A 21,538-nucleotide genomic window follows, 5' to 3' on the forward strand; every position below is an offset into this window, starting at 1 on the left:
AAGCTAAATATCGACGTTTCTCAATTCAAAAATCCAGAAAAGTTAAATTTTCCGGTATTTTTTTAAATTATTGGTTAAGAAGGTTTTTAAGTTAAAACAGTAACAATAGCTAATTAATGGCTTATTTTTAGCTATTAATCCAAAAAAAAGGGATTTGCAGCCAGAATCGCTAATTAATTTTTTTATTCTTTTTCCGTGTACCTGTGCTTCTGCGGCTGATTAACTTGCTTATTGTTTTATATTTGACACTCAATAGCTTTGTCCAATCTTTACCAAAAACACCATGCAGCAGAATATAAAAGCAAGGAATGATAAATAAAGTAAGCATTGTTGCGATCGCCATACCGCTAAAAACTACAATTCCTAATGGTTGCAAAAATTCTGTACCTTCACCAATTCCTAGCGCCAGAGGAAACAAACCCAAAATAGTAGTAATAGTAGTCATCATAATGGGGCGCAATCTTTGGGGTGCAGCTTGCAAAATTGCCGCCGTGCGTGCGTCTTGCTTGGAAAGGTTAATGCTACTACCTTGCTCTTCTAAAATTTGATTGGCTAGTTCTACCATCAAAATCGCCGCGTTTACGACTATACCCACCAGTAATACCGCACCAACTAAAACAGTTGCACCGATCGCAGTATTAGTAATATAAAGCCCAAACAACCCACCAGCTAAAGCCAGAGGTACTGTTAGCATAATTACTAATGGATCGATAAGCGAGTTGTATTGTACAGAAATAACCACAAAAATCAAGAAAGTAGCTAGTCCTCCCAATAGCTGCAAAGATTTTTGTAATTCTCTATTAGTCTCCGCCGCCGCACTAGGAACAATAGAAACACCTTCGGGTAATTTAATAGTGCTGACAACTTGCTGCACTTCCGCCAGCGCATCGCCTAAACTTGCTCCTTCGCTGAGATTTCCCGCCAGAATAAAAGCTTGTCTTTGATTAATTCTTTGAATTTCTCCCGGTGCTTGTCCGGTACTAATAGTGGCAATATCTGCAAGGCGAATTTGCTGATTATTTTGCACAAACAAAGGCAAACTTTCTAACTGGGAAGGTTGGTTAATAGATTCTCGCGCCAACTGGACGCGCACATCTACTAATCGATTTCCCCGTTGAATTTGTGTTGGTACAGAGCCTTCAATTGCTGTTTGTATCGTATCGCCAATAGCTTGCGCTGTTAGTCCTAAATCTGCTACTCGTTCCCAATCGGGACGAATTTGAATTTCTGGTTGGCGGGGGTCAGCATCGGGGCGAAATTGAGCGAGTTTTATGCCTTCTAATGCTTGAACTACTTGAGCGCCAGCTTCTCGTAACGTGCGATCGCTCTCACCTTGCAAGATTACATCAATTTCCGATCCTTGAGCGGGAGTATTCGTTAAAATTAGTCCTCGTACTTGACCTGGAGTAATATTTAACCTAGTTCCTACTAAGTTAAGTTTGGCAAATTCTGGCTTTAGTTTCTCTGCAAAAGCTTCGGTATCTTCCCCTGGTTTGAGCGTAATTGTACTACTACTGCGTAAAGGATTTTCTGTGGTACTGCTACCAAATAATGAGCCTCCTACTGTAGTAAACGCATACTCTGTTTCTGGTTGACGGCGGAGGATACCATCAACAATTTCCATTATTTGCTGACTTGTTGCTAACGGCGTACCAGGGGGAAATTGAGCGCGGAGGTTAACTTGTCCGGTACTAATGCGGGGGAGAATTTCTTGGGGAATTTGCCCAATCATCCACACCGTACCGCCACCTAAAATAATTACCGCCGTTGCAACTACAATTAGTCTATAGCGTACTACTCGCCCCAAAAATCTAGCGTATCCTTGGGTTGCGGCTTCAAAGCGATCGTTAAAAGTACGAATTAGCCAAAAATTGCCTACATTACTAGACCAAGGAATTGATAATAGCCGAGAAGCCAGCATCGGGACGATGGTAATAGCAACTAATAAACTTGCAGCAACGGCAAAACTAATAGTTAAAATAAGTTCGTTAAATAATAGGGAAATAAAGCCACCAATAAGTAAAAATGGCAGTACCGAAACTAAGTTGGCGCTAGTAGCTGCAACTAAGGCTGATTCTACTTCTTGAGCCGCTTCTTGAGCATTGGCGGTAGTTTCGCTAGGCGTTAGTGGGCGATCGCCTTTGCCTGAAGTTTTGTTAGTATTAACAGCAATATTTTCTAAAATTACGACAGATGTATCAATAGCTTGACCGATTCCTAAAGTCAAACCTGCCAGACTAAATACATTTAAAGTTAGTCCGAATAGACTCATTAAAATAATTGCCGCCAACGTACAAAGCGGAATTGCCAAAGTAATAATAAATGTTTGTCTCAGCGAACCCAAAAATAACAACACGGCGGCGGCGGCAAGTAATGCCCCAGTAACCGCAGAATTAGTAACGTCTGCTAAGGAATTACGAATAAACCGAGATTCGTCAGAAGTTGGCGTTAGTACCATATCGGCGGGAATCAAGCCGGATTGACGCAACTCCTCAATTCTTGCCTTCACCCCATCAACAATATTAATAGTGTTAGCGTCGGGTTGTTTTTGAATAGATAGTTTTACGGCGGGTTGACGGTTGAGAAAAACAGAGACTCTTTGATCTTCTGTGCCATCATTTACTTGGGCAAAATCTCTTAAATAAACTTGACGGCGGGGAGTTTCAGCATTAGCCGTCCCCACATCAAAAGATAAATTATTGATTTCTTCGGCGTTTTGAAACCGTCCCACTGTCCGAGTTAATGGCTCAGAATTATCTCCTTGAATGCGTCCGCCCGAAATATCTTGATTGCGCGCTCTCAACCCATCTAAAACATCAACTAAACCAACTCCCACAGATTGCAAGCGGTTGAGATCAACATTTACACCTACTTCTTCTTCCGCCGCTCCCGATACATCTACTGATGCAACTCCGGGGACAACGCTTAATTCGCGGGCTAATTCTTCATCTGCAAATACCCGCAAATCTTTACCTTGCAATGAGGTAGAAGTTAGCGCCAATTCGTAAACAGGCAACTGAGAAGGATCGAACTTAAATATTCTTGGTTCTTCTATCGTATCGGGAAGATTGCCTCTAGCACGGTTAAAAGCTGCCGTAGCATCGTTAAGGGCTTGGTCGATATCTCCCCCTGGTTGAAAAAATAAGTCTAAGCTAACTTGTCCTTCACGAGTGCGAGAAAATACTTGCTCAACATTTTCTGTTGCTGCTAATGCTTCCTCTAACGGTCTAGTAATTTCATCAATAGCAACTTCAGGAGAAATGCCTGGAGCATCAAGCCTGACACCAATCCGGGGATAAGTAATTGATGGCAGTAAATCGACTTGAATAGTTGTAAAAAAGAATATTCCCAGCACTACTACAGCAAGGGTCAGCATCAATGTACCAATATGCTGTTTGATTGCGATCGCACTAATACTAAATCCTGCGACTTTTCCGTTATCCTGCATTACTTACTGTCCTTTTGGTGCTGTCCTAGAAAGAATTGATATGTTTACAGTTTCGCCATTTTTTAACGGTTTGCTACTTCGAGAAACATACCTTTCGCCTACTTTTAGCCCCGATATAACTTCTACTTTGCCATCCGCGCGATCGCCCAATGTTACCGGACGAGCGACAACCTTGGCTTTACTTTCGGCTTCTTCAGTAACTACAAACACTGTCCCCGTCTTGCTTTCCTCTTGCTCCCCTCCCCCTTGTTGCTGTTGTCCAGCCAAAGCCGATTGCGGTACGACAACAGATTCTTGGTTGGAATTAATAAAACTTACTCGCGCCAGTAATCCACTACCAATACGACCATTGCTATTGGGAATCACTACTTCTATGGGTACTAAACGCGCTGTAACATCGGCGGCGGGGTAAATGCGAGTAACTTGTCCGTTTAAGGTTTCTTGGGGAAAAGCATCTAGTTTGACACTAATTGATTGCCCAATACTAATGTTTCCTAGCTCCTTATCGGAAACTTCCACCCGTACTTGGATGCGGCTAAAATCGGCAATTTGCAATACCTCGTTACCCGGCTGAATTAAATCCCCAGGTTCTTGCAGTCTTTGTAAAACTAACCCAGAAATGGGCGCTACTAACCGAGTATACGATCGCCTTTTTTGTTCTTGAGCTACTACCGCTTGTTGGGCTACTACCCTGCCTTGGGCGGCGGCTACAGCTTGTTGTTCTGTCGTTACTTGTTCCTGTGCGGCGCGGAGAGTTTGGGCGGCTGTCCGGGCGGCGGTTTGGCTCTGCTGGGCTGTTTGACTTGCGATCGCCCCTTCCCTAAGTAAACTTTGTTGTCTTTGCGAATCTGCTTGCGCTTGAGCTAATTCTAATCTGGCGCTTTCTACTTGGGCGCGAGCATTACTTACTTGACTATTACTTCTTGCTACTTCGCTTCTTAAGGCTGCAAGTTCCGCTTCTGCTGCGTTTAATTGCGTTCTTAAAATTGAGTCGTCTAATTGGGCGACAATTTGCCCTTGTTTTACAAAATCCCCCACGTCTACATTTAAACCTAACAATTGCCCTTCTACTTGACTTCGCAATGATACAGTTCTAATCGGCTCGGTACTACCGGTATAAGTAGGCGCAGAAGTTAATGCTTCTGTCCGAGAAATGCTTATATCTACTGCCGTTGGTCGATTTGCTTGTTGCGGTTGAGCGTCGGCGGCTTCTTTGGGCGTACAACTACTGCCAAGCATTGCTATACCTACTACTAAAGCACTTAATAAGTAGCGATAATCTTTTTTGTCTGCTGGTTTGGGCGCTTTAGCCATTTCAATCATTAACTCCGCTCCTATCAATGCAGTATCACCGCCCATCGGGAGGCAAATAATAGTTGTTCATTACCAGAACTTACAACTTTTGTAGGGATTTATTAAGTTATCTAAATATTTGGTATGCTTAATTTTAGCGCAAGTTGGAAAAGATGAAATCTATCAATTAAGCGAAGCATAACAAAGCAAAATTAGTTAGGTCTTGGTGTTTAATTGAGATCGCAAAGCGCTAAACAAAGCAGCAAGTAAAAGTTTTTAGGTGTTGGACTGCATCAAAAATTGCAGAAAGGGCAGTTAATTAGGAAACAAATGGCTAATATCAAGTTTATAAAAGAAGAAAAAGAAGCGATCGCAGCAGATGGGGCAAATCTGCGTATCAAAGCAATAGAGAATGGGATAGATATTTATACCCTTAGAGGTAAAATGATGAACTGCGGCGGCTATGGACAGTGCGGTACGTGCATTGTAGATATAGCCGAAGGACTAGAAAATTTATCGCCCAAGACAGACTTTGAAAATCGCAAGTTGAAGAAGAAGCCATCCACCTATAGGTTAGCTTGTCAAGCGTTAGTTAATGGGCCGGTGAGCGTCATCACTAAACCTAAATAAGCATTAAATAACTCTTTGGTAATCGATACGCCAACAGTTTTTTTACTACTGCTCTTGATAATTCCAAAGTAATCCCCCATCAACAAAGAATGTTGAACCAGTAATATAGTCAGCGTCGGAGGAAGCTAAGAACTGCGCGATCGCACTAACATCTTTGGGTTGTCCTAAGCGATTGAGGGGAATATTTTTTAGTAAAGCCCCTAAAGCAATTGGATCGTTTAATAGCTTACTATTCATTGGTGTTGCGATCGCTCCTGGTGCGATGTTATTAATCGTGATACCGTAAGGGCCTAATTCCACCGCCAAGTTGCGCGTCATCATCTTTAAGCCGCCTTTACTAGCACAGTAAGCCGTGAAGTTGGGAAAAGGTAACTCCTCGTGTACAGAACTAATATTAATAATTTTCCCGGTGCGCTTTGTTTGCATGAGATGCTGGACAAAAAACTGTGTAGCAAAAAAGCAACCTTTCAAGTTGATATCTAGCACCTTGTCATAATCTGCTTCGGTAACTTCCCAAAAAGGAGCATTAGTTTCTATTGCGGCATTATTGACTAAAATATCTAACTGACCAAAATGTTTAATTGCTTGGTCAATTAGCTGACGAAGTTCGCTAACAACACTAATATCAGCTTTAATAATCAAGCCTTTACTTCCCGTTGCTTCTACTTGTTTTAAAGTTTCCTCGGCTTCTGTAATATCAGAACGATAGTTAATGACAACAATTGCTCCGGCGGCGGCTAAACTAATTGCAATGTCTTGACCAATTCCCTGACCGCTACCTGTTACCAAAGCAATTTTACCCTCTAGCTTCATCTAAAAACCCCTCTAGATTTATATTGGCGCAATCAAACCGTACAGATTTTAGACTATCCAAATAGTTAAAACCTCAACCAAAATAGAGATAAAGCCCTAAATATTTGCTCTAATTGAAATCTTTGTTTATCCTCTAGCTATGAAGTCAAGAGGATCAAAGAGAAGTTGAGCGAACGATCTTTAGCCATCGAAGAACAAGCTTGGGAAACGCTAGAAAAGTCAATTATTTATTACCATGAGAAACCTATTGGCACTATAGCCGCTCTCGATCCAGGTATTGACGCGGCAAACTACGATCAGTGTTTTATTCGAGATTTTGTTTCCGCCGCTCTGGTTTTTCTAATTAAAGGTAAAGCAGATATTGTACGGTTTTTTCTGGAAGAAACGCTAAAATTGCAGCCAAAAACAACGCAGTTGGATTGTTTAAAGCCCAGTCGTGGCTTAATGCCTGCTAGTTTTAAAATTGGCTTTGCTAACGGACAGGAGTATTTAAAAGCTGATTTTGGCGATCATGCGATCGGTCGGGTTGCGCCAGCCGATGCGGGTTTGTGGTGGATTATTTTGTTGCGGGCTTATACTATCTCTACTGAAAGTAAAGAGTTTGCGTCTCGTGGCGATTTTCAAGAAGGGATTAGATTAATTCTTGAACTATGCTTAGTTACTCGCTTTGATATGTATCCAATGGTGTTAGTTCCCGATGGTGCGAGTATGATTGACCGTCGTTTGGGACTTTACGGACACCCTTTAGATATTCAATCGTTATTTTATGCAGCTTTAAAAGCCAGCTTAGAATTGCTAACGCCAATTAAAGAAAATCAAGCAATTATTCAAGCTGTGCGTAACCGCTTAGATCCATTAGTTAAGCAACTGAGGGAAAATTACTGGTTAGATTCGGGGCGCTTGAATGTAATTTATCGCTTTCAAGTAGAGGAGTATGGCGAAGAAGCCCTCAATCAATTCAATATTTATTCTGACTCTATCCCTTTTTATCGGTTGGCGAAATGGCTGCCCGAAGCTGGGGGTTACTTAGCGGGGAATTTGGGGCCAAGTCAGTTAGATTGTCGGTTTTTTTCCTTGGGTAATTTGATGGCGATTGTTGCTTCTTTAACGGACGAACAACAATCCCATAAAATTTTAAATTTAATTGAATTGCGTTGGAGCGATTTAATTGGTGAAATGCCGATGAAACTTTGTTATCCAGCTTTAGAAGATGTGGAATGGCGAATTGTTACGGGAGCCGATCCTAAAAATCGTCCTTGGTCTTATCATAATGGCGGTAGTTGGCCAGTTTTATTATGGATGTTGACGGCGGCGGCGAAAAAAATGGATAGAGGCGAATTAGCCCATCATGCGATCGCTATTGCCGAAAGAAGATTAATTGAAGACAATTGGCCTGAATACTACGATGGCCCCGATGGTCGCTTGATTGGGAAAGAAGCCCGAAAGTATCAAACCTGGACAATTGCCGGGTACTTGTTGGCTAAAGAGTTGATTGCTAATCCTAGTCACCTAAAACTGATTGCTTTCGATGCTTAAGGTTGATAGACAGACGGCAGCGTTAAAATTATTAGGGACTATTACGCGCTGCTTTTTATGTCTCCTTCTGCCCATACTCCCGATAACAATACTATTCGTATTCGTGGCGCTAGACAGCATAACCTCAAAAACATCGATTTAGAATTACCGCGCGATCGCCTAATTGTTTTTACAGGGGTTTCAGGTTCCGGTAAATCTTCCCTAGCTTTTGATACGATCTTCGCTGAAGGTCAGCGCCGTTATGTAGAATCTCTTAGCGCCTACGCTCGGCAATTTTTGGGACAGCTAGATAAGCCGGATGTTGAAGCTATCGACGGCTTAAGTCCGGCTATTTCTATCGATCAAAAATCTACTTCCCACAATCCTCGCTCTACGGTAGGGACAGTTACCGAGATTTACGACTATTTGCGTTTGTTATTTGGACGCGCGGGAGAACCTCATTGTCCGATTTGCGATCGCTCTATTGCACCGCAAACCGTCGATCAAATGTGCGATCGCATTATGGACTTACCCGACGGTACACGCTTCCAAATCCTTGCGCCCGTCATTCGCGGTAAAAAGGGTACTCATCGCAAATTGCTTTCGAGTTTAGCTTCCGAAGGTTGGGTGAGAGTGAGGGTAAATAATGAGGTGCGCGAGCTATCTGACAACATCGATTTAGATAAAAATTATACCCACACTATCGAAATTGTTATTGACCGCTTAATTAAAAAACCTACTATTGCCGAGCGTCTAAGCGATTCTCTAACTACTTGTCTGCGTCTTGCTAGTGGAATTGCGGTTATTAACTTGATAAATGATACATCGGGTAAGACAGGTGGAGTCCAAGCTGATAGTAAGTATAACTCAACTAGCGAAAAAATAGCAAAGGAAAATGATGATTTAAACTCTACAAATACCCCTAATTCTTATCAACAAGAATTGATTTTTTCGGAAAACTTCGCCTGTCCAGTACATGGTGCAGTTATGGAAGAATTATCGCCGCGTTTATTTTCTTTTAATTCTCCTTACGGTGCTTGTCCAAACTGTCACGGATTGGGTAGCTTACAAAAGTTTGCCGCCGAGCTTGTAGTTCCAGATCCCCAAGCGCCGGTATATGCGGCGATTTCTCCTTGGTCAGAAAAAGACAACTCTTACTACTTATCACTGCTTTACAGTGTCGGACAAGCGCACGGGTTTGAGATTCAAGCTCTTTGGCACAAACTCACAGAGGAGCAACAGCAAATAATCTTATACGGTAGCGACAAACCCGTATGGATAGAAGATCGTAAAGATTACAGACGTTACGCGGGAGTGCTGCCTATTCTCCAGAAGCAGTACAAAGAAGCTTCAGAGTTGCAAAAGCAAAAGTTAGAGCAGTATTTAGTTAATCAGCCTTGCGAAGTCTGTTTAGGTAAAAGATTAAAACCCGAAGCGCTGGCGGTGAGGCTGGGACAGTATCGAATTACTGACTTAACAGGCGCATCGATTGGGGAGTGTCAGCAAAAGTTACTAAAAATGCAACTAAGAAGTCGCGCCTTACAAATTGCCGACTTGGTGCTAAGGGAAATCAAAGCAAGGCTGCAATTTCTCTTGGATGTAGGTTTAGACTACCTCACCCTAGATCGTCCCGCGATGACGCTCTCAGGAGGCGAAGCGCAACGAATTAGACTCGCAACGCAAATAGGTTCGGGATTAACGGGAGTATTGTATGTTTTGGACGAACCGAGTATTGGTTTGCATCAGCGAGACAACGGACGATTATTGCAAACGTTGACTAAATTAAGAGATTTGGGAAATACGCTAATTGTTGTCGAACATGACGAAGAAACAATTAGAGCCGCCGATTATTTAGTAGATATTGGCCCTGGTGCTGGTGTTCATGGCGGTTATATTATTTCAAAAGGTAATTTAGAAACCTTATTAAATGCCTCTGATTCTCTCACAGGTGCGTATTTATCAGGAAAACGCGCGATCGCAACTCCCACTCTTCGCCGCGAAGGAAATGGGCGTAACTTATCAATAAAAAATGCTTGTCGCAACAACCTACAAAACATTGATGTAGATATTCCTTTAGGCAAACTTGTCAGCGTTACCGGGGTTTCGGGTTCGGGAAAATCTACTTTAGTTAACGATTTACTGTACCCAGCATTGCAACATCAATTAACGCGCAAAGTGCCTTTACCTCAAGGATTAGATGAAGTTAAAGGACTAAATGCTGTAGATAAAGCGATCATTATTGACCAGTCACCAATCGGGCGTACTCCTCGTTCTAATCCAGCTACTTACACAGGAGTTTTTGATGTCATTCGTGAAGTATTTACCCAAACCATTGAAGCCAAAGCTAGAGGCTACAAAGCCGGACAATTTTCCTTTAATGTTAAAGGTGGACGTTGTGAAGCTTGCGGTGGACAAGGGGTAAATGTCATTGAAATGAATTTTTTACCAGACGTTTACGTGCAATGCGAAGTATGCAAAGGTGCGCGTTATAATCGCGAAACTCTGCAAGTTAAATTCAAAGATAAATCTATTGCTGATGTTTTAAATATGACCGCCGAAGAAAGTCTAGAATTTTTTACAAACATTCCTAGAGCCGTAAATAGATTACAGACATTAGTAGATGTAGGTTTAGGTTACGTGAGACTAGGACAACCAGCAACTACTTTATCTGGCGGCGAAGCGCAAAGAGTAAAATTGGCATCAGAATTATCCCGTCGAGCTACTGGAAAAACTCTTTATTTAATTGATGAACCAACTACAGGCTTATCTTTTTATGACGTACATAAATTACTAGATGTATTGCAACGTTTAGTAGATAAAGGTAACTCAATTTTGGTAATTGAACATAACTTAGATGTAATCCGTTGTTGCGATTGGGTAATAGATTTAGGACCTGAAGGCGGTAATAAAGGTGGCGAGTTAGTTGCTGTAGGTACACCAGAACAAGTCGCAGCTAATTCGCGCTCTTATACAGGGCAATATTTAAAACAAGTATTGCAACAACATTCAGCAAAATGAAAATTTTACCCAACTATCTCTCGCCATTAAATTATTTTGATCGGTAAAAGTTTAGGACTGGAGAAAATAATGTTAATGAAAATAGGTAAATGATATCAAAAATAATTATTTCACAAATATAGCAATCCAAAGCTCAATTCATAGACATTAAATCTGGGGGGCGGCATTTTTGGACAGAATCCTTTTGACCAAAAGATTCCTTCACAATCTATTGCGCCCTTACAAATATATTTGGCTCAATTGATAAACGCTATATATTCTTTGATGTTAATAAATCGCTAAACACGGAATTTTTATACTTTTTTGATATAGCTTTGAAATAAATAACTGCTTTATTTATTGTTGGTAAAACTTCCAAACTCTCTATCGTAGAATCAAACAATTTGGGATTTATTTTAAGTTCTGACAAAGTTTTAGCATTTACTTTGCCATATAACTCTTGAACTATTAATTCAACAATATTTTTGTGAGCATCTATAGAACTACCTTCCGCTTGCAATCTCTTCTTATCAACTCCCCATCTCAAAATATTTAATAGTTGTTGTGCAGAAATCCATGCAAAGCTAGAGCTAACTACAGCTTTGACAAACACTGCCAAATATTCTTTGATTTCGCCCTCTACTAAGTCTGATTTTACTAATAATTCTTGCAGCAATAACAAATGTCGATCTAGCGTACCGAGATTAAAAGGCGCAATTTCACTAATTAACATATCTTGAGAAGAATCTACCGTTGTAAAATTTTCTTCTAAAGCATTAATTAATAAATGAATTTCTGTAGGTTTTGACCAATCAAATTGACCTAAAAAGAAAGCTTCTTCGTATCCAGGAATTAAACCCTGAAAATAAATGGGGATCTGTTCACCAGATTGAATAATTTTATACAAAGCAATTTCCAAAGTTTCTGTAGGCCAACCTAGATTATGCACAGTCAAAAACTTCAATTTACCAGGCTGAGATAAAACAAGAGCATTGAGTAACAAATGTACGGCTTCACCAACATTTTGACCGACTATATAGCGTTCGGGGGCGTGTAAATTAATGATTTTACCTTGCTCAATTTTATTATCTACTTGCTGGCACACTGAGCTATTATCTAGCATATGAGTAAAGCGCACCATCGAATAAGTAGTATTACCCTGAAGTGCAGCTTGGGCAAATTGCCATTCAGCAATTTTTTTAGTTGCTGCATATACTTCACAAGTAAAGTATCTAGAAGCTTTACCCGTAGATGAAAAGACGCATTGTTGAACGTTGTAACTTTCGCATAAACGAATAATATTTTCAATGCCGAAAATGCTAGTAGTAACAGTTTCGTGAATCTTGATTTCCGCTAACCAAGGTAAACGTTGAGCAGCTAAATGGAATACAAAACTTGGTTGTTCAGCATCAAAGATAGATTTAAGAGTCTCATAATCTCGAACATCAGCCGCGTAAAAGGCATGAGGTATTTGTTTTTCGCTGGTAAAATTTATGGTTGAAGCATTTGTACCACGAATTTTATCTACAGAAATTATTCGTCTTACTCCTAACTGGGCAAGTTTTTTGATAAGTTGACTGCCAACACAACCCTCTCCACCAGTTACCAATACTACTTTGTCGTCAACTAATCTCCTAATTTCTGCTGTATATAAGTAAATCTGACGATTCCACACATCCCCAAAAGGATCTTCTGTTAGTTTGCCTACAGCTAGATAAGATTGAATTAAGTCTGTTGTTAGTGCCTGCAAATCGGCGATAACGGCGGGATTTTGAGGTTCTGGAGAACCTGGAGGCACTAATTGCTGGATATTTTTGACAATTTCCGCCTTACTAGCAATATTAGCAAGCGATCGCTCAATCTTCTGCTTCATTTAAGAAAAAAAAGTTTAGTATAAATTACCACTGCTTATATTTTCCTCGAAGGTAATGGCAGTCCTCAAATAAATTACTAAATATATGTCAAAAGTCCTAATATATATTTGCCGTAATAACTTTACCTTAACTTTATAAAAATGTAGAAAATAAAAAATTATTTGTCACGACATAAATTTGCATTATTGATTAACCTAGCTTAAGGTGTATCTGACACCGTTAAATTAAAGCGTTTTTTAAATATAATCTTATGTTCATTAATTTAATTGCCGACTATGGCAACGGCGATCCGGCTTTTGCAGAAGTAGTGCAACAACTTTCCATAGGCTTATCTAATACTCAAATTCATTGTCTTTCTGTACCGCCATTTAGTACCTTAGCTACAGGCTTTTGGATTGCTCAACTAGGGCTAAATCCGGGAGCAGAAAATCGCTTGATTTACCACAACTGCGCTCCTCGTCAAGATGACTCCGAACCGAGAATAGATAATGAAGGGGAAGGGCTTACTTATGCGCTTTTGCCAGGGGGAGTCAAAGTAGTAGGAGTAATTGCAGGTTATACCCTGTCATTTATTAAAGATTATGCTGAAGTTATCCACACAATAAAAGTGTCGCGTGGTGGTTCGCAATTTCGCTCCCGCGATGTTTTTCCCACCGCAGCTATAGCGATCGCCAAAGGAGACTTTAGCTTATTAGGCGACAAGTTAAACCCTAACCAAATACCAGACGCACCAAGCGATCGCATAGCTTGGATTGATGGCTACGGTAATATCAAAACTACCATCTCAAGCGATAGTCTCAATTTATTGCCCAATTCTAAAGTAGTAATTAGAGTCGGGGATGTAGTCAGCGATGCAGTTTATTCTGATGGTAGTTTTAAAGTCCCCGAAGGAACTTTAGCATTTTCTCCTGGTAGTTCCGGTTGGGAAAAAAAAGGTCAGCCTTTACGGTGGATGGAATTATTTTTGCGCGGCGGAAATGCTTGGGAACGTTTTGGCAAACCACGAATTAATCAAGTGGTGACGATCTTAAATTAAATTTATTGAAGAAGACAAGAGACAGGTAGAAAAACTGACTTTGTCCCCCTAATATTAATAGGATGGTCAATAAATCTATTTGGCTGGCTTTAGCAATTGGTAATTCCCGATTACACTGGGCTTGGTTCAAAGGCGAAGAACTTTTTTGTACTTGGGATACGGCTTACTTGGCAAATAACCATATACAGCAGTTAGCAAAATGTCGAACTTGGGAAGACTTACCGCTAAAACTAGCGTTACCCGAACAAATACTTAAAGCAGATTTTATTTATCCCATCCCTTTGTACTTGGTTTCGGTTGTACCTAACCAAACAGAACTTTGGCGAAATTACCCAAATTTACAGGTAATTACTTTAGATAATGTACCGCTTAAAAATAAATATTCTACCTTGGGTAGCGATCGCGCATTGGCTTTGTGGGGTGCAAAAGAAACTTGGGGAATGCCAGCATTAGTTATTGATGCTGGTACAGCACTTACTTTTACAGGCATCGATGCAGATTTTGCTTTAATCGGTGGGGCAATTTTACCCGGATTAAGCTTACAGTTTCAAGTTTTAGAGCAAAAAACTGCTAATTTATCCAGCGTCGAACTACCTCAACAATTACCCCCACACTTTGCCAGAAATACCACCCAAGCAATCCAAAGTGGCATAATTTATTCATTAATTGCTGGCATGGAAAACTTTATTAATTCATGGTGGGAAATGTATCCCCATAGCCAGGTAATATTGACTGGAGGCGATCGCCTAATTCTATTTAACTATCTTTATTGTCAATTTCCGCAGCTAGCCAAGAAAGTGAAGTGCGATCGCCATTTAATTTTTTGGGGTATGCAAGCTTATCGAAAAGCCCAAAATTTAAGCTAAAGTTGTCAAATTATCAAAATAATCTTGCAATTGTCGCCGATGATCGTGAGCTAGTTTACCATTGGGCAAAGAATCTAGCTTAAAAGCTTGAATATTTAACACTTCGTTTCGATCTCGAATTGCCATTACGCCTGTAACTTCCGCTTCCACAACAATACAAATTGAGTGCATTCTGGGATCGCGATCGGGTGCAGAGTATACTCCTACTAAGCGGCAAATTTTGACAACATCTAGTCCCGTTTCTTCGGCTAATTCGCGCTTTACTGCCGTTGCGACATCTTCACCCCAATCAACTATTCCCCCTGGAAGCCCCCACAAGCCATTATCGCGCCTTTGAATTAAGACAATCCGACCATCAGGTAGAATTGGAATAATACTCGTGCCAGTTATCGGGTGACGAATAATTAACCCCAATACCGTCCGAATAATTTGCCATATACGGCTCATAGTTTAAAACAATCCACTTTTATTTAAGCTACCCTAACAACGACGCAAAGATACAAGCAACAAAACAATTTCATCTACAGCTTGTCTAATTGTTGCCGCGTTTTGGTCAGATTGATTGACAATAATACTAAAAACAAGCGGCTCGTAGTTCGGCGCATTAATATATCCAGATAGAGCGATCGCCCCGCTTATTGTGCCTGTTTTGGCACTAACAACTCCTTGAGCCGGGGTATTTTTCAACCGATTAGTCATAGTACCACTTACCCCCGCTACAGGCAAGGAAGCCCGGTAAATAGCCGCATAGGGAGAAGATCCCATAGCGCTTAAAGTTTGAGAAATCGCTTCAGGGCTAACTAAATTATGCCGCGACAAGCCCGAACCATCAGCTAAAACGTAACCCGCCGGATTTACCCCCAACTGCGTCAGCGTCTGTTTGACGACTTCCAAACCTTTTGTAGCCGCCGTTGATTGAGGCAAATACACCTTAACGCCTAAACTCCGCAATAAAGCTTCCGCATACAAATTATTGCTATTAAGGTTTGTTTCTAATAACAATTGCGATAAAGGTACTGATTCTACCGCCGCTAATTCTGTAATAAAAACAGCTAAAGGCGGTGCAATAGATTTAGTAGGGACATTATATTTAATTTTCTCCGTAACCAATGCTTGACGCAAATGTTGTAAAAAGTTTGCCACAGGATCGATAACTGCTAAACCAAAAGATTCCGACGGCGCATCAATACTTAAATTACCGCTAATTTTGAGCGTAGAACCATTAAGAGCGCGGCTAACATTAACCGTCGTTGCTTCTCCCGGCTTAGTTGTCAACGATTTATTATCAATTTGCCATTGCTTGGCGGCGCTAGTAGAACCCCAAACAACGCCCAGAGGCTGACCTATTTTTTGCGGAAACAACTGTAAACTAACAGCATTTTGATTGACAATTAAGCTATTAATCGGTGCGCCGTAATCTGCTTGCACGTCTTCCCATTCCCAACTTGGGTCAACGATATCGTTACCTTGAAAATAATTATCATCAGCAATTAGTTGAATTACTTGATTGACTCCTTTTTGCTTCAACTGCTGGGCTAGTTGTTTGAGTTGCACATCTGTCAAACTTGGATCGCCGCGCCCAACAATTCGTAAAACCCCGTTACTTGTGCCGTAAATAGATGTACGGATGCGAAAATTTGCCCCTAATTTGTGCAAAGCCGCCGCCGTTAGTAATAGTTTGACATTAGAAGCAGGAATAAAATATTTTTGAGCATCGCGGCTGTAAATAGTTGTCGATGGAGATAAAGTTTGTACAACAATTCCCCAGCGTCCCCGGCTAAATTGCGGACGATTGGTAACTGTTTCTATAGCCTTACTCAGTTGGGCGGGACAAATAGCCCGATTAGCTTCTCCATTGATTCTTGGCTGCGGGTCTGTTTGTGCTACTGCTTGCCTAATATTGAATTGAGCAGAGAACAAAATTATGATTAATCCAGTTCTTTTAATAATCGTAGTTAGCATGAAAAATTAGTAATGTTTTTGGTGGCTTTGAAACAGGGTCTAAAAGTGCCGCCCAGGGGCAACGGAGCGTAAAGTTGAAGGGTGTTAAATTAGCGCTTGAACAAATTACAAAATTCCTCAGCGCCATGCTTACCCAGAAATTCCCCTGCGTGTAGAGTCGTAGCAAAATATTGAATCGCGTCAATAGTTTAAAGCTTTAGTTAAGCAATTTTTTAACTAAAATAACAATTATAGCGATCGCCCAAACCCTAATTAGTTTCTTGTTTAGCAGTCAACTAGCGCACACTAGCTAATCTAAGTTTTACTCAAATAATTGCAGTGCGATCGCCCTCTATAGCAATATCAAAACACTATCAGCTTATTAATTAGTTTTCCAGTAAATCCGGGCGACATCGGCGGGTTTTTTGTAGTTGCTGTTCGTAACGCCACTTAGAAATCGCCCCGTGATTTCCCGATCGCAAAACTTCCGGCACTTTCCAGCCGCGAAAATCCGCCGGGCGAGTATATTGCGGATAATCCAACAATCCCGCCTCAAAACTTTCCGCGCTTAAAGATTCAACTTTGCCTACAGTCCCCGGTAGCAAGCGCACTACGCCATTAATTAGCGCTAGTGCCGGAATTTCTCCCGCCGTCAGCACAAAATCCCCCAAAGACACCTCACGAGTCACTAAATGCAATACTCTTTCGTCTACTCCTTCATAGTGACCGCAAATAATTACTAATTGATCGTAATTCGTTGCAAATTCTTTAAGTAAAGGCTGATTTAAAGTTTGTCCTTGGGGTGTCATCAACAGAATTTCTCGGCGAGGTAAAACAGGTAACGACTCCACCGCCGCAAAAATTGGTTCGGGCTTTAACAACATTCCCACACCGCCGCCATAAGGCTCATCATCAACTTTACGATGTTTGTCCGTCGTAAAATCGCGGGGATTGACTAGATGCACTTGGGCGATCTGTTTTTCTAAGGCTTTACCCAAAAGCCCTGAACTTAGGGTAGAAGTAAAAAAGTCAGGAAACAAGCTAATAATATCAAATCGCACTGTTTTGTAGGAGAAAGGGAAGGATGATAAAGAGAAGATCGATCGACTCTTTGCAAAAGTTATTTTAATTGATTAAATTATGTTTAAATATTGTGACATCTTGCGAATTATTTATGCTCCAGTGTTAATCATTCAAGAGATATTGAGCAAGCCTCAGCCAAAAAGCTCGTAAGTGCCAGTTTTGTCGTGCTTAGGGGGATATTTTGAGGTAAAGTTAGCTCCCATTATGTCAAGCAAACTACCCTAATCAAAAATACTGGAGTGTTACATTCTGCTGAGGCTACTGAAAAAAATTATGCTACAACTAGAAGCTCAACTACTAGAAATGATGACACCCCAAGCAACGAAAACCGCAGTTATGGTTATTGGTGGGGCAGAAGATAAAGTTCACGGTAAAGAAATTCTCCAGACTTTTTTTTGTCGCTCCGGCTCGTCGGAAGCTCACATTGCAATTATTCCCTCTGCTTCCCGCGAACCAGGTATTATCGGCGAACGATATACAAGCATTTTTGCAGAGATGGGCGCAAAACAAATTGATGTTCTCGATATCAGAGAACGAGAACAATGCGACGACGAGGCAATTCAAGCTTGCTTAGAAGCTTGTACGGGAGTATTTATTACTGGTGGCGATCAATTGCGATTGTGTGGAGTATTAGCCGATACTCCCGTAATGGAGATTATTAGACGAAGGGTACAAAAATCGCAAATAACCCTAGCCGGGACAAGCGCTGGAGCCGCTATTATGGGTCATCATATGATTGCTGGTGGCGGTAGCGGTGAGTCTCCCAACCGATCGCTGGTAGATTTGGCTACGGGACTAGGAATTTTACCGGAGGTGATTGTAGACCAGCACTTTCAAAACCGCAACCGTATGGCAAGATTAATTAGCGCGATCGCCACTCACCCCGATCGCTTGGGCCTTGGGATTGATGAAGATACTTGTGCCATGGTAGAAAGTGATGGTTGGCTGCAAGTTATGGGTAAAGGTACGGTGACAATTGTTGATCCTGGTATAAAATATTACACAAATCAACCTAAAGTTGGTGCTACCGATCCCCTGAGCCTGCACAACTTAAAGCTACACGTCCTTAGTCATGGCGATCGCTATCATCTCAACCATCGTACAGTTTTAGCCCCGGTGCATCAAATTCCTACCCAACTACCGTAAACTAGGCATTAATAGCCAGAAAATCATCAGTTTTTTTCTGCTTACAGTTAGTTGACAAACCGAAGCATAAATGCTGACATGAAAACTGTTATCCACGAACAGTTAATTAGTCAAAACCAAGTGGAAACTATTTAATTGGTGGCGAATAAACAAACGCATATAGACATGAGAATATTAAAAATCCAGACGTTACGCGGGCCCAACTATTGGAGCATTCGACGACACAAACTCATAGTCATGCGGCTCGATTTAGCAGAACTTGCACAATCGCCCTCTAATGAAATTCCTGGCTTCTATGACGGGCTAGTAGTGGCGTTGCCAAGTTTAGAAGAACATTTTTGTTCTCCAGGCTGCCGGGGTGGTTTTTTTAGTCGAGTGCAAGAAGGGACGATGATGGGACATATCATCGAACACGTAGCTTTAGAACTGCAAGAATTAGCAGGAATGCAAGCAGGTTTTGGTCGCACCCGCGAAACCTCAAGCGAAGGCATATATCAAGTAGTATTTGAGTATCAAGACGAACAATCTGGGCGCTACGCAGCTAGAGCCGCCGTGCGTTTGTGTCAAAGTATTGTGGAAACAGGTAGTTATCCCAAACAAGACCTAGAGCAAGATTTGCAAGACTTGAGAGAATTGGCTCAAGATGCCTCTCTAGGCCCAAGCACAGAATCGATTGTTAAAGAAGCCCAACTAAAGGGTATTCCCTGGATGGCTCTCGACACTCGCTTTTTGATTCAATTAGGGTACGGAGTTCATCAAAAGCGATTGCAAGCAACAATGAGCGATCGCACAGGCATATTAGGGGTAGAACTTGCTTGTGACAAAGAAGGCACTAAGCGTATATTAGCCAGTGCCGGCGTACCAGTCCCCAGAGGGACAGTAATTAATTACCTAGACGATTTAGCTCAAGCCATCGAAGATGTGGGCGGTTATCCCATTGTGATTAAGCCTCTTGATGGCAATCATGGCAGAGGGATTACTATTGATATTCGTGCTTGGGAAGAAGCAGAAAGCGCTTATGATGCTGCTAAAGAAGTTTCCAAATCGGTAATTGTCGAACGTTATTATGTTGGGCGTGATCACCGAGTGCTAGTGGTCGATAGTAAAGTCGTAGCAGTGGCCGAGCGCGTACCTGCCCATGTAATCGGCGACGGCGAAAATACGGTAGCTAGACTAATTGAAATTATTAACCAAGATCCCCATCGCGGTGAGGGACACGAAAATATCTTAACGCGCATTGAAGTAGATCGGACAAGCGAGGCGCTACTAGAAAGACAAGGCTACGAGCTAACCTCTGTGCTACCTAAAGGTGAAATATGTTACTTACGGGCAACAGCAAATCTAAGTACCGGAGGTGTTGCGGTAGATCGTACTGATGATATTCATCCCGAAAATGTCTGGCTGGCGCAACGAGTAGCAAAAATTATCGGTTTAGATATTGCTGGGATTGATATTGTGACCACCGATATTAGCAAACCATTACGCGATGTAAATGGCGTAATTGTGGAAGTAAATGCTGCCCCAGGCTTCAGGATGCACGTAGCCCCTAGTCAAGGTATACCCCGTAATGTAGCCGGAGCGGTGCTAGATATGCTGTTTCCCCCCGGAAAACCTAGCCGCGTGCCAATTTTGGCTGTTACCGGAACAAACGGCAAAACTACGACTACTAGGTTGCTGGCGCATATTATGAAGCAAACCGGGCAGACAGTAGGTTTTACAACTACCGACGGTACGTATATCGGTGATTATTTGGTGGAGCCAGGCGATAATACAGGGCCCCAAAGCGCCCAGCTAATTTTGCAAGATCCCACCGTCGAAATCGCTGTATTAGAGTCAGCACGAGGGGGAATTCTTCGCTCTGGATTAGCTTTTGATGCCGCCGATGTGGGGATAGTGCTAAACGTAGCGGCGGATCATTTGGGAATCGGTGACATTGACACTGTAAACCAAATGGCGCATCTAAAAAGTGTAGTAGCGGAAGCTGTAACCCCCAATGGTTATGCGGTATTAAATGCTGATGATGAATTAGTGGCCCAAATGCGATCGCGCGTTAATTCTGAGCTTGCCTACTTCACCATGCACTTAAATAATCCATTGGTGCAACAGCACATTGGGCAAGGCGGTTTGGCGGCGGTATACGAAAATGGCTACTTGTCGATATTAAAAGGCGATTGGACGCTGCGAATTGAGCAAGCGGTGAACGTACCCTTAACGATGGAAGGACGAGCGCCCTTTATGATTGCTAATGCTTTAGCCGCTAGTGTGGCAGCTTTTGCTCAAGGAGTAACTATTGAGCAAATCCGCGCGGGTTTAACTACCTTCCGCGCTTCGGTAAGCCAAACCCCCGGTAGAATGAATATGTTTGATTTAGGTGGCTACCACGCCCTGATAGACTACGCTCACAATGCCCACAGCTACGAAGCCTTGGGCGGCTTTGTTCGTAATTGGCCGGGGGAAAGAGTAGGAGTCATTGGCGGGCCAGGCGATCGCCGCGATGAAGATTTTGTGACTTTAGGCAAACTATCGGCACAAATATTCGATCGCATCATCATTAAAGAAGATGATGACAGGCGGGGACGGGAACAGGGATCGGCGGCCCAATTGATTGCTAAAGGGATTGTGCAAGTTAAACCAGATTGTAATTACGAAGTGGTTTTAAATGAAACTGAGGCAATTAATAAAGCTCTAGATGAAGCTCCGAGCGGTGGTTTGGTGGTATTTCTACCCGAAAGCGTCAACCGCGCAATTAGCTTGATTGAAGCGCGTCGCCCGGCGGTGCAAAATGGGCAAACCAACGGAGCGGCGGTTGAGTCTAGCAGTGTTAAGTCATCTGTTGCCAATATTGTCTAATAAGTTCTGGTTTTGGTAGACGATCCCCCTAATCAGCCTTAAAAAG

General features: G+C 41.9%; 14 protein-coding genes. 7 read left to right on the top strand and 7 right to left on the bottom strand.

What is annotated here, in order from left to right:
- Positions 1–169: 169 nt before the first annotated feature.
- Entirely contained in the window at positions 170–3,448 is a 3,279-nt protein-coding gene (locus SYN7509_RS0212315) for an efflux RND transporter permease subunit (protein WP_009632363.1), read from the bottom strand.
- A gap of 3 nt (positions 3,449–3,451) precedes the next feature.
- The gene (locus SYN7509_RS0212320; RefSeq protein WP_028954277.1) at positions 3,452–4,771 is read right to left on the bottom strand and encodes an efflux RND transporter periplasmic adaptor subunit; all 1,320 of its coding nucleotides are present in this window, start codon (positions 4,769–4,771) and stop codon (positions 3,452–3,454) included.
- Between the two features lie 300 nt (positions 4,772–5,071).
- On the opposite strand from SYN7509_RS0212320, the gene SYN7509_RS0212325 reads away from it, so the two are divergent.
- A complete protein-coding gene (locus tag SYN7509_RS0212325; protein WP_009632365.1) occupies positions 5,072–5,371 on the top strand; it encodes a 2Fe-2S iron-sulfur cluster-binding protein in 300 nt (99 codons plus the stop codon).
- A 45-nt stretch (positions 5,372–5,416) separates the two neighbouring features.
- On the opposite strand, the gene SYN7509_RS0212330 is transcribed toward SYN7509_RS0212325, so the two are convergent.
- A complete protein-coding gene (locus SYN7509_RS0212330) occupies positions 5,417–6,184 on the bottom strand; it encodes a glucose 1-dehydrogenase (RefSeq protein ID WP_009632366.1) in 768 nt (255 codons plus the stop codon).
- Between the two features lie 165 nt (positions 6,185–6,349).
- On the opposite strand from SYN7509_RS0212330, the gene SYN7509_RS0212335 reads away from it, so the two are divergent.
- Together SYN7509_RS0212335 and uvrA are read left to right on the top strand one after the other, a co-directional pair.
- Positions 6,350–7,720 carry a glycoside hydrolase 100 family protein gene (locus SYN7509_RS0212335; protein ID WP_009632367.1) on the top strand — a complete coding sequence of 457 codons (1,371 nt, stop codon included), beginning with the start codon at positions 6,350–6,352 and terminating at the stop codon, positions 7,718–7,720.
- A gap of 57 nt (positions 7,721–7,777) precedes the next feature.
- Positions 7,778–10,717, top strand: coding sequence for an excinuclease ABC subunit UvrA (gene uvrA, locus SYN7509_RS0212340; protein WP_009632368.1), 2,940 nt, complete (start codon positions 7,778–7,780; stop codon positions 10,715–10,717).
- 250 nt (positions 10,718–10,967) lie between these two features.
- Here uvrA and SYN7509_RS0212345 read toward each other — a convergent pair whose 3' ends face one another.
- Positions 10,968–12,569, bottom strand: coding sequence for a polysaccharide biosynthesis protein (locus SYN7509_RS0212345; protein WP_009632369.1), 1,602 nt, complete (start codon positions 12,567–12,569; stop codon positions 10,968–10,970).
- Positions 12,570–12,820: 251 nt separating this feature from the next.
- Here SYN7509_RS0212345 and SYN7509_RS0212350 point away from each other — a divergent pair, with 251 nt between their 5' ends.
- On the top strand, positions 12,821–13,606 hold the full coding sequence (locus SYN7509_RS0212350) for an SAM hydrolase/SAM-dependent halogenase family protein (protein WP_009632370.1): 786 nt from the start codon (positions 12,821–12,823) through the stop codon (positions 13,604–13,606).
- A 62-nt stretch (positions 13,607–13,668) separates the two neighbouring features.
- The gene (locus SYN7509_RS0212355) at positions 13,669–14,472 is read left to right on the top strand and encodes a pantothenate kinase (RefSeq protein ID WP_009632371.1); all 804 of its coding nucleotides are present in this window, start codon (positions 13,669–13,671) and stop codon (positions 14,470–14,472) included.
- Here SYN7509_RS0212355 and SYN7509_RS0212360 read toward each other — a convergent pair.
- The 3 genes from SYN7509_RS0212360 to trmD all read right to left on the bottom strand — a co-directional run bounded on the left by SYN7509_RS0212360 (position 14,464) and on the right by trmD (position 17,474).
- Entirely contained in the window at positions 14,464–14,919 is a 456-nt protein-coding gene (locus tag SYN7509_RS0212360; RefSeq protein WP_009632372.1) for an NUDIX domain-containing protein, read from the bottom strand. The two genes, SYN7509_RS0212355 and SYN7509_RS0212360, sit on opposite strands and share 9 nt — an antisense overlap.
- Positions 14,920–14,952: 33 nt before the next feature.
- Positions 14,953–16,434 carry a D-alanyl-D-alanine carboxypeptidase/D-alanyl-D-alanine endopeptidase gene (dacB, locus tag SYN7509_RS0212365; RefSeq protein WP_009632373.1) on the bottom strand — a complete coding sequence of 494 codons (1,482 nt, stop codon included), beginning with the start codon at positions 16,432–16,434 and terminating at the stop codon, positions 14,953–14,955.
- Positions 16,435–16,799: 365 nt separating this feature from the next.
- Positions 16,800–17,474 carry a tRNA (guanosine(37)-N1)-methyltransferase TrmD gene (trmD, locus tag SYN7509_RS0212370; RefSeq protein ID WP_009632374.1) on the bottom strand — a complete coding sequence of 225 codons (675 nt, stop codon included), beginning with the start codon at positions 17,472–17,474 and terminating at the stop codon, positions 16,800–16,802.
- 328 nt (positions 17,475–17,802) lie between these two features.
- On the opposite strand from trmD, the gene SYN7509_RS0212375 reads away from it, so the two are divergent.
- A complete protein-coding gene (locus SYN7509_RS0212375) occupies positions 17,803–18,642 on the top strand; it encodes a cyanophycinase (protein ID WP_369792310.1) in 840 nt (279 codons plus the stop codon).
- A gap of 165 nt (positions 18,643–18,807) precedes the next feature.
- Positions 18,808–21,492, top strand: coding sequence for a cyanophycin synthetase (cphA, locus tag SYN7509_RS0212380; protein WP_009632376.1), 2,685 nt, complete (start codon positions 18,808–18,810; stop codon positions 21,490–21,492).
- Positions 21,493–21,538: the final 46 nt, after the last annotated feature.

Source organism: Synechocystis sp. PCC 7509 (assembly GCF_000332075.2).
In the GTDB taxonomy this organism is placed as follows: domain Bacteria; phylum Cyanobacteriota; class Cyanobacteriia; order Cyanobacteriales; family Chroococcidiopsidaceae; genus Aliterella.

Coding starts and splice junctions, on each gene's coding strand:
- SYN7509_RS0212315 (WP_009632363.1), bottom strand. CDS start 3,448: ATGCAGGATAACGGAAAAGTCGCAGGATTTAGTATTAGTGCGATCGCA.
- SYN7509_RS0212320 (WP_028954277.1), bottom strand. CDS start 4,771: ATGATTGAAATGGCTAAAGCGCCCAAACCAGCAGACAAAAAAGATTAT.
- SYN7509_RS0212325 (WP_009632365.1), top strand. CDS start 5,072: ATGGCTAATATCAAGTTTATAAAAGAAGAAAAAGAAGCGATCGCAGCA.
- SYN7509_RS0212330 (WP_009632366.1), bottom strand. CDS start 6,184: ATGAAGCTAGAGGGTAAAATTGCTTTGGTAACAGGTAGCGGTCAGGGA.
- uvrA (WP_009632368.1), top strand. CDS start 7,778: ATGTCTCCTTCTGCCCATACTCCCGATAACAATACTATTCGTATTCGT.
- SYN7509_RS0212345 (WP_009632369.1), bottom strand. CDS start 12,569: ATGAAGCAGAAGATTGAGCGATCGCTTGCTAATATTGCTAGTAAGGCG.
- SYN7509_RS0212350 (WP_009632370.1), top strand. CDS start 12,821: ATGTTCATTAATTTAATTGCCGACTATGGCAACGGCGATCCGGCTTTT.
- SYN7509_RS0212355 (WP_009632371.1), top strand. CDS start 13,669: ATGGTCAATAAATCTATTTGGCTGGCTTTAGCAATTGGTAATTCCCGA.
- SYN7509_RS0212360 (WP_009632372.1), bottom strand. CDS start 14,919: ATGAGCCGTATATGGCAAATTATTCGGACGGTATTGGGGTTAATTATT.
- dacB (WP_009632373.1), bottom strand. CDS start 16,434: ATGCTAACTACGATTATTAAAAGAACTGGATTAATCATAATTTTGTTC.
- SYN7509_RS0212375 (WP_369792310.1), top strand. CDS start 17,803: ATGACACCCCAAGCAACGAAAACCGCAGTTATGGTTATTGGTGGGGCA.
- cphA (WP_009632376.1), top strand. CDS start 18,808: ATGAGAATATTAAAAATCCAGACGTTACGCGGGCCCAACTATTGGAGC.